Annotated in this window: 13 protein-coding genes; 8 read left to right on the top strand and 5 right to left on the bottom strand. The window is 70.2% G+C overall.

The window, feature by feature from the left end; translation table 11 throughout:
• Positions 1 to 293 precede the first annotated feature (293 nt).
• The gene (phoU, locus tag ABZ027_RS13850) at positions 294 to 995 is read right to left on the bottom strand and encodes a phosphate signaling complex protein PhoU (protein WP_356767890.1); all 702 of its coding nucleotides are present in this window, start codon (positions 993 to 995) and stop codon (positions 294 to 296) included.
• A gap of 234 nt (positions 996 to 1229) precedes the next feature.
• Here phoU and ABZ027_RS13845 point away from each other — a divergent pair, with 234 nt between their 5' ends.
• Together ABZ027_RS13845 and ABZ027_RS13840 are read left to right on the top strand one after the other, a co-directional pair.
• Positions 1230 to 2540 carry an ATP-binding protein gene (locus ABZ027_RS13845; protein WP_356767715.1) on the top strand — a complete coding sequence of 437 codons (1311 nt, stop codon included), beginning with the start codon at positions 1230 to 1232 and terminating at the stop codon, positions 2538 to 2540.
• Positions 2537 to 3217 (top strand): response regulator transcription factor, encoded by a 681-nt coding sequence (locus ABZ027_RS13840; protein WP_015659563.1) that lies wholly within the window; start codon positions 2537 to 2539, stop codon positions 3215 to 3217. Before ABZ027_RS13845 ends, ABZ027_RS13840 begins: the two co-directional genes overlap by 4 nt.
• Positions 3218 to 3325: 108 nt before the next feature.
• Here ABZ027_RS13840 and ABZ027_RS13835 read toward each other — a convergent pair whose 3' ends face one another.
• Positions 3326 to 4018: a DUF461 domain-containing protein gene (locus ABZ027_RS13835; protein ID WP_356767713.1), complete on the bottom strand. Its 693-nt coding sequence runs from the start codon at positions 4016 to 4018 to the stop codon at positions 3326 to 3328.
• A 635-nt stretch (positions 4019 to 4653) separates the two neighbouring features.
• Between ABZ027_RS13835 and ABZ027_RS13830 the strand changes: the two genes are divergently transcribed.
• From ABZ027_RS13830 to ABZ027_RS13805, 6 genes are all read left to right on the top strand, one after another.
• Positions 4654 to 5136, top strand: coding sequence for a CarD family transcriptional regulator (locus ABZ027_RS13830; RefSeq protein WP_003953493.1), 483 nt, complete (start codon positions 4654 to 4656; stop codon positions 5134 to 5136).
• A 274-nt stretch (positions 5137 to 5410) separates the two neighbouring features.
• Positions 5411 to 6187, top strand: a complete 777-nt coding sequence (ispD, locus tag ABZ027_RS13825) for a 2-C-methyl-D-erythritol 4-phosphate cytidylyltransferase (protein WP_356767711.1) — start codon at positions 5411 to 5413, stop codon at positions 6185 to 6187.
• Positions 6177 to 6680, top strand: coding sequence for a 2-C-methyl-D-erythritol 2,4-cyclodiphosphate synthase (gene ispF / locus ABZ027_RS13820; RefSeq protein ID WP_356767709.1), 504 nt, complete (start codon positions 6177 to 6179; stop codon positions 6678 to 6680). Before ispD ends, ispF begins: the two co-directional genes overlap by 11 nt.
• 216 nt (positions 6681 to 6896) lie before the next feature.
• Positions 6897 to 8297 carry a cysteine--tRNA ligase gene (gene cysS, locus ABZ027_RS13815; RefSeq protein ID WP_356767707.1) on the top strand — a complete coding sequence of 467 codons (1401 nt, stop codon included), beginning with the start codon at positions 6897 to 6899 and terminating at the stop codon, positions 8295 to 8297.
• Positions 8298 to 8408: 111 nt separating this feature from the next.
• On the top strand, positions 8409 to 9350 hold the full coding sequence (rlmB, locus tag ABZ027_RS13810; RefSeq protein WP_356767705.1) for a 23S rRNA (guanosine(2251)-2'-O)-methyltransferase RlmB: 942 nt from the start codon (positions 8409 to 8411) through the stop codon (positions 9348 to 9350).
• Positions 9351 to 9469: 119 nt separating this feature from the next.
• On the top strand, positions 9470 to 11254 hold the full coding sequence (locus ABZ027_RS13805) for a DoxX family protein (RefSeq protein WP_356767704.1): 1785 nt from the start codon (positions 9470 to 9472) through the stop codon (positions 11252 to 11254).
• 216 nt (positions 11255 to 11470) lie between these two features.
• On the opposite strand, the gene ABZ027_RS13800 is transcribed toward ABZ027_RS13805, so the two are convergent.
• The 3 genes from ABZ027_RS13800 to ugpC form a co-directional block, all read right to left on the bottom strand.
• A complete protein-coding gene (locus tag ABZ027_RS13800; protein WP_356767702.1) occupies positions 11471 to 12202 on the bottom strand; it encodes a nucleotidyltransferase family protein in 732 nt (243 codons plus the stop codon).
• A 112-nt stretch (positions 12203 to 12314) separates the two neighbouring features.
• Positions 12315 to 12767 (bottom strand): hypothetical protein, encoded by a 453-nt coding sequence (locus tag ABZ027_RS13795; RefSeq protein WP_356767700.1) that lies wholly within the window; start codon positions 12765 to 12767, stop codon positions 12315 to 12317.
• Between the two features lie 215 nt (positions 12768 to 12982).
• The gene (ugpC, locus tag ABZ027_RS13790) at positions 12983 to 14119 is read right to left on the bottom strand and encodes a sn-glycerol-3-phosphate ABC transporter ATP-binding protein UgpC (RefSeq protein WP_356767698.1); all 1137 of its coding nucleotides are present in this window, start codon (positions 14117 to 14119) and stop codon (positions 12983 to 12985) included.
• Between the last annotated feature and the right edge of the window lie 319 nt (positions 14120 to 14438).

The following is a 14438-nucleotide window of genomic DNA, read 5'->3' as shown; positions in this document are numbered from 1 at the left end:
TTCACCGCACCGTCAGCCGCACTGGCACGGGTTGCCCGACTGGCAGCCGCAGCCGCACCCCGAGCCGCAGCCGCACGCACCGAAGAGCGTCAGGCTCCTGATCTCGGCGGGCTGCTGCGTCGGGTGTTGCCGCGTGGGGTCGGGCGGGGGAGCGCTCGGGGATTCGGCCATGGACCCTCCTCAAGACTGGTACCTGTGCCCATGGGACGCCCGCCGGGCCGGGCGCATCAACGGCGCACTGTGGCTCGCGGGCACGCGAGGCGCGGCCCCTCCCGAGCTGAACCCCACCGGGCTCAGGCCCCCTCCGCCTCCTGGACCGGCTGGATCTCGGGCTGCACGTCCGACTGGAGTTCGTCCGCGTGCTCACCTGTCACCAGGAACACCACCCGCTTCGCCACCGACACCGCGTGGTCGGCGAACCGCTCGTAGTAGCGGCCGAGCAGGGTGACGTCCACGGCCGTCTCGATGCCGTGCTTCCAGCGGTCGTCGATCAGATGCTGGAAGAGGTGACGGTGCAGGAGGTCCATCTCGTCGTCGTCCTGCTCCAGCTGGAGCGCAAGGTCGACGTCCTTGGTGATGATCACCTCGGCCGCCTTCGCCATCAGGCGCTGCGCGAGCTGCCCCATCTCCAGGATCGTCGCGTGCAGGTCGTGCGGGACCGCGCGCGACGGGAAGCGCAGCCGGGCCAGCTTCGCCACGTGCTGGGCCAGGTCGCCCGAGCGCTCCAGGTCCGCGGACATCCGCAGCGAGGTCACGACGATGCGAAGGTCCGTCGCGACCGGCTGCTGGCGGGCCAGCAGAGCTATCGCACGGGCCTCCAGGTCGTGCTGGAGCTCGTCGACCTTCTGGTCGGCCTCGATCACGCTCTCGGCGAGCTTCAGGTCGGAGTCGAGGATCGCCGTCGTGGCGCGCCCGATCGCCGAGCCGACCAGCCGGGCCATCTCCACCAGACCGTCGCCGATCGAATCCAGTTCCTCGTGGTACGCGTCCCGCATCAGGGTTCCCTCTCGTACGTCGTCATCGGGGGCTCGCCGGGGGCCGGGGCCCGGCGCGAGTGTCTTGAAACCGGTGCTTCGCACCCCACGCTCCCACGTTCCGGCCTGTACGCGTCCGTTTCCGGCACCCCAAATGAACCAATCCTGGCTCCAAGGTGAACTCTGGGCGACGAGTGTTCGAGGTCGCACTCGGATGGCTGTGGCCAGGCGGGATCCCGTGCCTAACCTGAGTGCATGGACGTGAACGCGGCGGTCGCCGCAGCGGCAGCGATCGCCGGTGTACTCACCGGTGTCATCGCCGTGCTGGCGTTCCGCTGGAGCGAGCGGGAGCAAAAACGCCCCACCCGCACCTCCCTGCACACCGACCCGGTGCTTCCGCCGGGCGTGGACACCGTCCTGTCGGTGCTGCGCTCCTCCGCGGTCGTCCTCGACGAGGCCGACGCCGTGGTCAAGGCCAGCTCCGCGGCGTACGCCCTCGGGCTGGTCCGCGGCGGCAAGCTCTCCGTGGAGCCCATGCTGCGGATGGCCAGGGACACCCGCAGGGACGGGGAGATACGCCAGGTCGAGCTGGATCTGCCGAGGCGGGGGACCGGGCGGGGCGAGGCTCTCGCCGTTTCCGCGCGGGTCGCCCCGCTCGGATCCCGGCTGGTGCTGCTGCTGGTCGAGGACCTCACCGAGGCCCGGCGGATCGAAGCGGTACGACGTGACTTCGTCGCGAACGTCAGCCACGAGTTGAAGACCCCCGTCGGCGCGCTCTCCCTCCTGTCCGAGGCGGTGATGGGCGCTTCCGACGACCCGGAGGCGGTGGAACGCTTCGCCGGCCGTATGCAGATCGAGGCGACCCGGCTCACCAACCTGGTGCAGGAGCTCATAGACCTGTCGCGGGTGCAGAACGACGATCCCCTGGAGGACGCCGAACCGGTACGCGTCGACGAACTGGTCGCCGAGGCGATCGACCGCTGCCGCCACCAGGCCGGCGCCAAGAACATCACCATGGCCGCCGGCGGAACCGCCGACCTGCACGTCTGGGGCAACCGCGGCCAGCTCGCCGCCGCCCTCGGCAACCTGGTCGAGAACGCCGTCAACTACTCGCCCGCCCGCACCCGCGTGGGCATCGCCGCCCGCAGGCTCAACGCGCCCGGCGGGGACATGATCGAGGTCGCCGTCACCGACCAGGGCATCGGAATCTCCGAAAGAGACAAGGAGCGCGTCTTCGAGCGCTTCTACCGGGTCGACCCGGCCCGCTCCCGGGCCACCGGCGGCACCGGCCTCGGCCTCGCCATCGTCAAACACGTGGTCGCCTCGCACGGCGGGGAGGTCACGGTGTGGAGCGCCGAGGGGCAGGGCTCCACCTTCACCCTGCGGCTGCCGGAGGCGGGCGTGGCCCGCGACCGCGCGCTCCAGCACCCCGACCTCGACGACCCCGACGGGTCCGACGACCTCGACGGTCTCGGCGAGGAGCCCGGTCGGCACACTGCCTCAACCCCCCCATCACGCCCATCATCTTCTTACGAACCGCATCCCGCCCCGGAGGTCCTTCCGTGACCCGTGTGCTCGTCGTCGAGGACGAGGAGTCCTTCTCCGACGCCCTGTCGTACATGCTCCGCAAAGAGGGCTTCGAGGTCGCCGTCGCGACCACCGGGCCCGACGGACTCGACGAGTTCGAGCGCAACGGCGCCGACCTCGTCCTCCTCGACCTGATGCTGCCCGGCCTGCCGGGCACCGAGGTGTGCCGCCAGCTGCGCGGCCGCTCCAACGTCCCCGTCATCATGGTGACCGCCAAGGACAGCGAGATCGACAAGGTCGTCGGGCTGGAAATAGGAGCCGACGACTACGTGACCAAGCCGTTCTCCTCCCGCGAGCTGGTCGCCCGCATCCGCGCTGTCCTGCGCCGCCGCGGCGAGCCGGAGGAGGTCACCCCGGCCGCGCTGGAGGCGGGCCCGGTCCGCATGGACGTGGACCGGCACGTGGTGACGGTCTCCGGCTCCAAGGTCGACCTCCCGCTCAAGGAGTTCGACCTCCTGGAGATGCTGCTGCGCAACGCCGGCCGTGTCCTGACCCGCATGCAGCTCATCGACCGGGTCTGGGGCGCCGACTACGTCGGCGACACCAAGACCCTCGACGTCCACGTCAAGCGCCTGCGCGCCAAGATCGAGCCCGACCCGGGCGCGCCGCGGTACCTGGTGACGGTCCGCGGACTCGGATACAAGTTCGAGCCGTAAACCGCCCGCTGACGCCGACACCCACGAAGAAGGGCGGGACCTCTCCACGAGGTCCCGCCCTTCTTTCGTGCGGCCTTCCGTACGGTCGCTCAGTGCCCGTACGCCGGCTCAGTGGCCCGCGGCCGACGACTCCGTGCTGCTCGCGGAGGCCCCGTCGGACGGGGTCGTCGTGTCGGCCGGGGTGTTGTGGGACGCGTCGGGCGAGCCGCTCGCGCCGGCGCCCGGTTCCGTGCTGATGCCCGGCTCGGCCGCGCCACCCGGCTTGCCCGCGCCGGCCGGGGCGGACGGCATCTCGGTCGGGCCCCACTTGGTGAAGTAGTAGTCGGCCGGGACGACGAAGGCACGCAGGCTGATGTCGCCGGTCTTGCTGAAGGTGAAGGTGACCTTCTGCGCGTTGCCGTTCTTGACCGACGCGCCGATCTCGTTCAGCGCGGCGGAGGCGTTGCCCTGGCCGCCGAGGATGACGGAGCCGCCGGCCGGGACGGTCAGCGCGCCCTTGCCCTTGGCGGGCGTGAGGTCCGCGGAGCCGCCGCCGTCGACGTTCACCGAGTCCAGGGTCTGCGCGGTGCTGCCGCTGTTGAACACCGTCGCGGAGATCACCGCAGGGCCCGTGGACTCGTCGTTGGGCTGGGTGATGACCATGACGTTCTGAAGCTTGATGTCCCCCAGACTGGTGGCCGCGTTGTCCGGCTTGACCTCCAGGGTCTGGGCGTTGTTGCCGGCGCCGCACGCGGCGAGCGAGGCGATCGAGAACGCGATGGCGGCGGTGGCGAGGGCACCGCGTCGAAGGCTGCTGCTCACGGCGGCGGCAACTCCTTGAGCTCGAGCGAGGCGGCCCATGAAGCCGCGCTAAGTGTCTGTCAGCGGCCTCAGGTTACCGAGCCGGTCCGATCACACTGCACCCGACCCTCCCCGAACGTCCGCTCCCCACGGCAAGGCGCAGGAACACGGGTAGTCGCAGGTCTGGTCATGCGTGTAGTCACACGAGGCACAACTGCCTCTCAGATCACATTGTGGTGACGCTCGTCTGCCATTCACATAAGTTCCCCCGCTCGGCCCCGGGAATTTTCCGTGGAGGAATCCATGGACCCCACAATTGATCACCCGTCGGGTGGTCGTACGGCTCGGTGATCAATTCCGGATTCGTCTCGTAGCTCACTCCCGCCACCGAACGGAGTAGCGGAAGTCGCACACTTGCAACCGGACATATGGGGATGTTCGGCCACTCGAGAGGGTCTTCGGATGCGTGTAACGTACGCGTTTCACCTCCCCCGGAGAGCCGCTCCCACCTGCGAATACTTTCTTCCGCTCGGCTCGCGCAGCACGTTCCTGTTGCTGTTGTCAAGCCCCGAGATATGCCCTGACCTGCGAAAACGCCATTCAGAACCCGCAGTTTCCGTGTTACCCTGGATAGCCACGGAAGGGGTACCTGTCACATGACGTTCAAGGTTGGCGACACCGTGGTCTATCCCCATCACGGGGCCGCGCTGATCGAGGCTATCGAAACTCGCCAGATCAAAGGCGTGGACAAGACCTACTTGGTGCTGAAGGTCGCCCAGGGTGATCTGACGGTACGTGTGCCAGCGGACAATGCGGAGTTCGTCGGCGTGCGTGATGTGGTTGGTCAGGATGGACTGGACCGGGTCTTCGAGGTGCTGCGCGCGCCGTACGCCGAGGAGCCCACGAACTGGTCGCGTCGTTACAAGGCAAACCTGGAGAAGCTCGCCTCCGGCGATGTCATCAAGGTCGCGGAAGTCGTACGTGACCTGTGGCGTCGTGAGCGCGAGCGCGGACTCTCCGCCGGTGAGAAGCGCATGCTCGCCAAGGCCCGCCAGATTCTGGTGAGCGAGCTCGCGCTCGCGGAGAACACGAACGAGGACAAGGCGGAGGCCCTGCTCGACGAGGTCCTGGCGTCCTGACGCCGGCGCAGGCCGCACCACGCAGCCCGCCCAGCTCAGCACAGTGAAATGCCGCGGTGCCCGATGACGTTCTGATGTCGCCGGGCGCTGCGGCATGTTCGCGTTTCGGCGCCGTACGCGTGTTCACCTCGGGAGTCACACCCCCGATACTCTGCGTGCCGGGCCCGGGCAGCCGACTCGACCAGGGTCACGGAAGGGTCTGGTCACGGTGTCGTACCCGGCACGCTGAAGGCCATACCCACGTATGCCGAGCACACAAACCTGACAGGAACCGATGTCTGACGATTCGCGCCCCTCGCCCGCCGAAGCACGCCCGGCGGCCCGGCCGGCCGCCCGGACCGCCGCCGTGATCCCGGCCGCCGGCCGCGGCGTGCGCCTCGGCCCGGGCGCCCCCAAGGCGCTTCGCGCGCTGAACGGCACGCCCATGCTCATCCACGCGGTACGCGCGCTCGCCGCGTCCCGAGCGGTGTCCCTGGTCGTCGTCGTGGCGCCACCCGACGGCGCGCCGGAGGTCAAGTCACTGCTCGACGCGTACGCGCTGCCCGAGCGGACCGACTTCCTGGTCGTCCCGGGCGGCGAGAGCCGTCAGGAGTCCGTGAAGTTCGGCCTGGACGCGCTGCCGCCCGAGTACGACATCGTCCTCGTCCACGACGCCGCCCGGCCCCTCGTCCCGGTCGACACGGTGGACGCCGTCATCGAGGCCGTACGCGAGGGAGCCACGGCCGTCGTCCCGGCACTGCCGCTCGCGGACACCGTCAAGGAGGTCGAGCCCACCGCGACCCCGGGCGAACCGGAGCCCGTCGTCGCCACCTTGGACCGGGCCCGCCTGCGTGCCGTCCAGACCCCGCAGGGCTTCGACCGCGTGACCCTGATCCGCGCCCACGAGACGGTCACCGAGGACGTCACCGACGACGCGAGCATGGTCGAGCAACTCGACGAGACGGTCGTGACCGTGCCCGGCCACGAGGAGGCCTTCAAGGTGACGCGCCCCCTCGACCTGGTCCTCGCCGAGGCGGTCCTGGCCCGCAGGAGGCTCAACGATGGCTTCTGAGACTCCCCCGTACGTGCTGCCCCAGGTCGGCATCGGCACCGACATCCACGCCTTCGAGGAAGGCCGCGAGCTGTGGTGCGCCGGCCTGAGGTGGGAGGGCGAGGGCACCGGCCTGGCCGGGCACTCCGACGCGGACGTCGTCGCGCACGCCGCCTGCAACGCGCTGTTCTCGGCGGCCGGCCTCGGCGACCTCGGCCGGCACTTCGGCACCGGGCGCCCCGAATGGTCGGGCGCCTCCGGCGTCACGCTGCTGACGGAGGCCGCCCGGATCGTCCGCGAGGCGGGCTTCACCGTCGGCAACATCGCCGTACAGGTCGTCGGACCGCGCCCGAAGATCGGCAAGCGGCGGGACGAGGCCCAGAAGATCCTGTCGGAGGCGGCCGGGGCCCCGGTCTCCGTCTCCGGCGCGACCACGGACGGCCTCGGCTTCCCCGGGCGCGGCGAGGGACTGATGGCGGTGGCGACGGCACTGGTGGTGCGCACCGCGGCCTGAGACGACGGCATCGGCGGCGTCGACCAGCGGCGCGGGCCGGAAGCACGGACCGGAAGCACGGACCGGAAGCACGGACCGGAAACGCGGCCCGAGACCGAGGCGACGACCCCCTGCCCAGGGCTCGAGCCCGGCTTCGACCGCGGCCGGACGTCACGAATAAGCCCTGCTTGAGCCGATAGTCGCAAGGCACTCCCCAAGGCCTACTACCCTGGACTCGTGACTATTCGCCTGTACGACACCAGTGCCCGGCAGATTCGTGACTTCGCCCCGCTCCAGCCGGGTTGTGTCTCGATCTACCTGTGTGGTGCCACCGTGCAGGCCGCACCGCACATCGGGCACATCCGGTCGGGCCTGAACTTCGACATCATGCGCCGCTGGTTCGCCCACCGCGGCTACGAGGTCACCTTCGTCCGCAACGTCACCGACATCGACGACAAGATCATCACCAAGTCGGCCGACCAGGGCCGCCCCTGGTGGTCGATCGGGTACGAGAACGAGCGCGCCTTCAACGACGGCTACACCGCCCTCGGTTGCCTGCCGCCGACGTACGAACCGCGCGCCACCGGCCATGTCACCGAGATGGTCGAGATGATGCGCGGCCTCATCGAGCGCGGCCACGCCTACGCGGCCGACGGCAACGTCTACTTCGACGTGAGGTCGTTCCCGGAGTACCTGCGCCTGTCCAACCAGGAGCTGGACAACCTGCTCCAGCCCTCCGGCGAGGGCGAGACCGGCAAGCGGGACCCCCGCGACTTCGCCATGTGGAAGGCGGCCAAGCCCGGCGAGCCCAGCTGGGAGACCCCCTGGGGTCGCGGCCGCCCCGGCTGGCACCTGGAGTGCTCGGCGATGGCGCACAAGTACCTGGGCACCGTCTTCGACATCCACGGCGGCGGCCTGGACCTGATCTTCCCGCACCACGAGAACGAGATCGCCCAGGCCAAGGCCTACGGCGACGAGTTCGCCCGGTACTGGGTGCACAACGCCTGGGTCACCATGAGCGGCGAGAAGATGTCGAAGTCGCTCGGCAACTCGGTGCTCGTCTCCGAGATGGTCAAGGCCTGGCGCCCGATCGTGCTGCGCTACTACCTCGGCACCCCGCACTACCGCTCGATGATCGAGTACAGCGAGGAGGCCCTGCGCGAGGCCGAGTCCGCGTTCGCGCGGATCGAGGGCTTCGTGCAGCGCGTGGTGGAGAAGGCCGGGGGAGCCGTCGAACCCGCCGCCGACGTACCGCCCGCCTTCGCCGAGGCGATGGACGACGACCTGGGCGTCCCGCAGGCCCTCGCCGTCATCCACACCACCGTCCGGCAGGGCAACTCAGCACTGGCCGCCGACGACAAGGAAGCCGCGGTGGCCCGCCTCGCCGAGGTCCGCGCCATGCTCGGAGTCCTCGGCCTGGACCCGCTCGACCCGCACTGGGCCGGCGAGATGGACCGCGGCGACGATCTTCATGGCGTCGTCGACAGCCTCGTACGCCTGGTCCTCGACCAGCGCGAGGCGGCCCGCGCACGCAAGGACTGGACCACCGCGGACGCCATCCGCGACCAGCTCAACCAGTCCGGACTCGTCATCGAGGACGGACCGCAGGGACCCCGTTGGAGCCTCGGCCCGCGCTGAGCTCTTTCTTGATCGATTGTGCCGCCCGGCAGTCCGGGCGGCACACTGCATATACGTACGAACGCATGCCTCGGATCCCCCGGGGCTTCTCCGCGAACAGACAGGTAGGTCATGGCAGCCAACAACCGCCGCATGTCCGGCAAGAAGGGCGCGCAGGTCGGCAGTGGCGGCCAGCGACGCAAGGGCCTGGAGGGCAAGGGCCCGACCCCGCCCGCGGAGGCGCGCAAGGGACACAAGAAGAACCGCATCGCGGGCGCGAAGGCGAAGCAGGCGGTACGCCGTCCCACGCCGCGCGGTCGCGGCGGCAGGTCGACCTCCGAGCTGGTCGTCGGCCGCAACCCCGTCGTCGAGGCGCTGCGCGAGGGCGTGCCCGCCTCCACGCTGTACGTCCAGCAGTTCATCGACAACGACGAGCGGGTGCGCGAGGCGCTCCAGCTCGCCGCCGAGCGCGGCGGGATCAACCTCATGGAGGCCCCCCGCCCCGAGCTCGACCGCATGACCAACGGGCTCAACCACCAGGGCCTCGTCCTCCAGGTCCCGCCGTACGAGTACGCGCACCCCGAGGACCTCGCAGGCGCCGCCTACGACAACGGCGTGGACCCGCTCATCGTCGCCCTCGACGGCGTGACCGACCCGCGCAACCTCGGTGCCGTCGTCCGGTCCGTCTCCGCCTTCGGCGGTCACGGTGTCGTCGTACCCGAGCGGCGCGCGGCCGGCATGACCGCCGGCGCCTGGAAGACGTCCGCCGGTACCGCCGCCCGTACGCCCGTCGCCCGCGCCACCAACCTGACGCGAGCCCTGGAGTCGTACCAGAAGGCCGGCATCGTGGTCGTCGGCCTGGCCGCCGACGGTGAGTCCGAAATCGGCGACCTGCCAGCCCTGGACGGCCCGGTCGTCATCGTCGTCGGCAGCGAGGGCAAGGGCCTGTCCCGGCTCGTCGGAGAGACCTGTGACTACCGGGTGCGGATCCCGATGCCGGGTGGGGCCGAGTCGCTCAACGCCGGTGTCGCGGCGGGCATCGTGCTCTACGAGGCCGCACGCCGCCGCGCCTGAGCGGTTGTTCGAAGCAGTCACCCACACGGGGCGTTCCTGGCGTCCAGGTCAAGCTTGACGGGGTCCGGACACATCCGCCCCGGTCAAGGCAGTGTCCTAAACACACGTCACTCGGTTAGATGAGTGTGGACACCAGAACACCCCGCACACCCTCGGGGGACGGCCCGTCGGGATACGACGACGCTCCCGCGCTGAGCATGGTGAAGGTGCCGAGCGATCCGGCGCAGATCATCGTCAACCATGCGAGCTTCCGCGTGCAGTTGGGCGCGTCGTCCCGGCGCACCCGATCACCGCGGGTCGCACGGCACCTGAGCGCCGCCGAGGACACCGCGCGCATGCCCGCCGTCGGCGCGGCCGGCAGACCGGGCGCAAGCGCGGGCGCCCGTCGCCGCCCCGTCGTGTGGAGCGGCAAGTCCGCCCCCGACGACACCGGGGCCCACCGCCTGCTCCAGGCCGTGCGAGGCAGCATCCGCCACGGCGAGGAACCGGCCCCGTCCGCCGACACCGGAGCCACCCAGGTCATCCCCCGCGTCGACGTCAACGGCGGCTACGGAGGCCAGGGTTACGCCGACGGCGGTTACGGCGACCTCGACCAGACCATGGAGACCCCGGTCGTGGGCGCCCAGCGCACCCCCGTATCCGAAGGCACCCGGCTCCTGCCGAACATGCGGACCGTGGGCAGCGCCTACGACGAACCCGCCTACCAGGACCCCGGCTACGACGACCCCGCGCACCACGAACCCGGCTACGACGAACCGGCCCACCCGGGCGAGGAGTTCGACGAGTACGAGGACACCGGCGCGGGCGCCGACCGCGACCACCGGGCCAGGCGCCACGGCGACGACCCCTCCCGGCACACCTACTACCCGGGCCGCCGGATGAACCTCGGCGTGGTTCTCCTCCCGCTGCGGGTCTTCCTCGGCTTCATCTCCATCTACGCCGGCATGGGCAAACTCTGCGACCCCGTCTACTTCGACGGCGGCGAACGCGGCTCCATGGTCAAGTGGCTCAACACCCTGCACCCCTGGGAAGTCGCCGAGCCGCTGAGGCAGTTCGCCCTCCAGCACCCCGTCGGCGCCGGGCTCGTCATCGCCTTCTTCCAGGTCATCGTGGGCGTCCTCACGATCCTGGGCTGCTGGCAGCGGGTCGCCGCGGTGGTCGGCGCCGGCCTGTCCGCCGCGCTCCTCGTCACCGTCAGCTGGAAGAGTGTCCCCGCCTACGACACCCCCGACATCATCTACCTCGCCGCCTGGTCCCCACTGATCATCGCCGGCGCCCCCGTCTACTCCATCGACGGCCGCCTCGCCGGCAGCGCCTGGCGCCGCCTCGGACCCCGCGCCGACATCTGGGAGCTGCGCCAGTACGTCCTGCGACGCGGCGCCCTCATCACCGCCGTCACCACCGGGGTCACCCTCCTCATCGGCTCACTGCTCGGCGGCGCCGTCCGCGACGCCGACCGCGTGATCGTCCCCGGGCCCGGCGAGGCCCCGCGCAACGAACTCCCCGGCTCCCCGCTCCCGCGGGACCCCGCCAAGCGCCACAAGGCGACCCCGTCCGCCTCCGGCTCGCCCACCCAGGGCGCCACCGCCGGAACGGCCGGCACCCCGACCGCCGACGCCACCACCCCGGGCGCCACCCGGGACACCGGCACCACGACCGGCGGCACGCCCAGCCAGACCCAGGGCACCACCGGCCAGGCCCCGCCCCAGCAGGCCCCCCCGGTCCAACAGGCACCCAGCACCACCTCCGGCCCCACCTCCGGCGGCAGCGCCACCGGCGGCGCCGGTTCGACCGGCGCGACCGGCGGGGCGGGCGGCTCCGGCAGCACGGGCAGCACCGGCGGCACCGGTGGATCCGGCTCTAACTCCGGCCAATCCGGCCTGGTGGGCGGCCTGTTGGGGTAACCCAGCCGGTGGGCGGAATCCTGGGCAGGCCCGCCGGCTGAACACCACCTCGCCCATACGCCGAAGGGGTCCCGCACAGTCGATGTGCGGGACCCCTTCGGCGTCTACGGCATGCAGTTTTCACAGCATGCGGTATTCACGTCGTGCGGTATTCACGTCATGCGGGCGGAACGGCCCGCAGTCGGCCGGTAAGGGTGTCCGTCCGGCCGTAGGGCCTCAACGCCCCATCGCAGCCAGCTCCTTCGCCGCCTCCGTCAGATCCTTCGCGGTGTCGATGGCCCGCCAGTACGCCCCCTGCGGAATCGGGAACCCGGCCAGCCTCAGCTCCCGCGCCAGGTGCGGGAACGTCGTCCGCTCATGGTCCCCACGCTCGGGCAGCAGATCGACGAACTCCGGCGAGAACACATAGACACCCGCGTTGATCTCGAACGTCGACGGCGGCGCCTCGATGAAGTCGGTGATGTGCCCGAAGCCGTCCGTCTGCACCGCCCCCCAGGGGATCCGCGGACGGGCCAGCGCGAGGGTCGCGACCGCGTCCCGCTCGGTGTGGAAGTCCGCCATGTCGCGCAGCGAGAAACGGGTCCAGATGTCGCCGTTCGTGGCGTACCAGGGGCGATCCGGGTGGGGGAGATGCGCGGCGGCGTACTTGAGGCCGCCGCCACGGCCCAGCGGCTCCGACTCGACGACCGTCCGCACGTTCACCGGCAGATCCGCGGAGTCCAGCCACTGCTGGAGAACGTCCGCGAGGTGGCCGCAGCTGACCACCACGTCCGTCACGCCCTCTTCGGCGAGCCACACGAGCTGATGGCCGATGATCGGAGTCCCCGTACCGGGAATCTCAACCATCGGCTTGGGCCGGTCGTCCGTGTAGGGGCGCAACCGGGAACCCTGGCCACCGGCCAGGACCACGGCTTGAACGGGGCGGGACGCGGCGTTCGGATCGGTCATGATTCGAACTGTACGTGGCGCCCCGCCCCCGGCCGGGTCCGGCAACGATTCCTTGATCAGTCGTTATCGCCCGCCCTCCCCGGCCGGGCGGGCGGTAACGGACTTCGGGCGCTCAGTTGCGCGCCGCCGCGACGCCGGTGGCGAAGGACGTGTCGCAGACCGGGCGGGTGTACGACTGCGCGCGCGTGGGCCCGTACACACGGACCGCGGCGCGGCCCAGGGACCGGGCGATGGACACGCAGTGCTTTGCCAGCGACGGGCGGTCGTTGACGGCCTCCTGGAGGTGTGTGAGGGCGATGCCGGGGTCCTTCTCCTGGAGTTCGGTCAGGAGCCGGTCCCGCAGCACCTCCTGAGGGGCCCGGGCGGCGCGCGGCTTGGCGTCCGACAGAGAGGCGTCCGATGCCATGAGGACGGAGTTCGAGGGGTTCCCCGACCAGTTGACTCGGGTGACCGCGAGGGTCCCGGAGAGCACCAGGACGACGGGCAGGACGAGGGCGAGGGAGCGGCCGATCCGGCGGGCGGGGCCCCGGCCGCGTCGCGTCTGTTGGTTAGTGGAGTACTTCACGCGTGTGAGGGTAGCGTGGGGTAATTATTTGGCGACATTTAGTCACCGGTTCGGGGGATGAATTGGTGCCTTTTCTGGGTAACGGGTTGACGCACACCGCTCGAAATGACCGGTCTGCCGGGGTATTTGTCGACAACGAAGAGGGCCCCGCAGCAGACCGCGGGGCCCTCTTCGTCGACCAGGGTGAATCACCCCGGTCGGTCGCTCTGTTCGCCTCAGTCGGTGAGGCGCTCGCCCGTGGAGGTCGAAAACACGTGGGTCTCGCCCGGACGCGGCACGACGTGCAGCGTGGCGCCCTTGTCCGGGACCGCACGGCCGCTGACGCGGACGACCAGGTCCTTGAGGTCGTCGCCGACCTTGGCGCTGCCGTAGACGTAACCGTCGGCGCCGAGCTCCTCGACCACGTTCACGGAGACCGCGAGACCGGCCGGGGCGTCCTCGGTGTCCTTCGACAGGGCGGTGGCGGCGGCACCGTTGTGCTCGACGATGTCGAAGTGCTCGGGACGGACGCCGACCGTGACCGTGCGGTCGCCCTTGTCGGAGGCGGCCTTCAGCGCGTCACGGTTGACCGGGACGACACTGTTGCCGAACTTCACACCGCCGTCGGTGATGGGGACCTCGACGAGGTTCATCGCCGGGGAGCCGATGAAGCCGGCGACGAAGAGGTTCGCCGGACGGTCGTACATGTTGCGCGGCGAGTCGACCTGCTGGAGCAGACCGTCCTTGAGGACGGCGACCCGGTCGCCCATCGTCATGGCCTCGACCTGGTCGTGGGTCACGTACACGGTGGTGATGCCGAGACGGCGCTGCAGCGACGCGATCTGCGTACGCGTCGACACACGGAGCTTGGCGTCCAGGTTGGACAGCGGCTCGTCCATGAGGAACACCTGCGGCTCACGCACGATGGCACGACCCATGGCGACACGCTGACGCTGACCACCGGAGAGGGCCTTCGGCTTGCGGTCCAGGTAGTCCGTGAGGTCGAGGATCTTCGCGGCCTCCTCGACCTTCTGGCGGATCTCCGCCTTGTTCACGCCGGCGATCTTGAGCGCGAAGCCCATGTTGTCGGCGACGCTCATGTGCGGGTAGAGCGCGTAGTTCTGGAACACCATGGCGATGTCCCGGTCCTTCGGCGGCAGGTGCGTGACGTCACGGTCACCGATGCGGATGGCGCCGGCGTTCACGTCCTCGAGCCCCGCGAGCATGCGGAGCGAGGTGGACTTGCCGCAGCCGGACGGACCGACCAGGACGAGGAACTCCCCGTCCTCGATGTCGATCTCAAGGGCGTCGACGGCGGGCTTCGTGGAACCCGGGTATACGCGGGTCGCCTTGTCGAACGAGACAGTGGCCATGGTTACAGGGCCCCCTTCTACCGGCAGGAACGTGCCGGACGATCCGTTGTAGGAAGGTGGTGAGCCGCCCCGGGCAAGCCCAGGGTGGTGTAGTCCACACGCGTGAACTGGGTCAGGACGGTACCTGGCGTTCGCCCGGCTGTCAGTACCTGGAGGACTGTGAACTTCGCGGAAATTTTCGAGCGGGGCAGAGCGACGCACTTTTGACCTTGCCTCTGGCTTCCTGCTTCATCGCCCGCCGCCGGCCGAACACAGCCCTGACGAACCGCACCCGACGGGTCTCACACGAACTCCACAGGCATTCCGGCCGACGGCCCGT

It is taken from the genome of Streptomyces sp. NPDC006332 (assembly GCF_040612855.1).
Taxonomy (GTDB): Bacteria; Actinomycetota; Actinomycetes; order Streptomycetales; family Streptomycetaceae; genus Streptomyces.
Note: the sequence above shows the minus strand (reverse complement) of the source record. Positions and strands in the feature narration are given on the sequence as shown.

Coding starts and splice junctions, on each gene's coding strand:
- ispD (WP_356767711.1), top strand. CDS start 5,411: ATGTCTGACGATTCGCGCCCCTCGCCCGCCGAAGCACGCCCGGCGGCC.
- ispF (WP_356767709.1), top strand. CDS start 6,177: ATGGCTTCTGAGACTCCCCCGTACGTGCTGCCCCAGGTCGGCATCGGC.
- phoU (WP_356767890.1), bottom strand. CDS start 995: ATGCGGGACGCGTACCACGAGGAACTGGATTCGATCGGCGACGGTCTG.
- ABZ027_RS13800 (WP_356767702.1), bottom strand. CDS start 12,202: ATGACCGATCCGAACGCCGCGTCCCGCCCCGTTCAAGCCGTGGTCCTG.
- ugpC (WP_356767698.1), bottom strand. CDS start 14,119: ATGGCCACTGTCTCGTTCGACAAGGCGACCCGCGTATACCCGGGTTCC.
- ABZ027_RS13805 (WP_356767704.1), top strand. CDS start 9,470: ATGAGTGTGGACACCAGAACACCCCGCACACCCTCGGGGGACGGCCCG.
- rlmB (WP_356767705.1), top strand. CDS start 8,409: ATGGCAGCCAACAACCGCCGCATGTCCGGCAAGAAGGGCGCGCAGGTC.
- ABZ027_RS13830 (WP_003953493.1), top strand. CDS start 4,654: ATGACGTTCAAGGTTGGCGACACCGTGGTCTATCCCCATCACGGGGCC.
- ABZ027_RS13845 (WP_356767715.1), top strand. CDS start 1,230: ATGGACGTGAACGCGGCGGTCGCCGCAGCGGCAGCGATCGCCGGTGTA.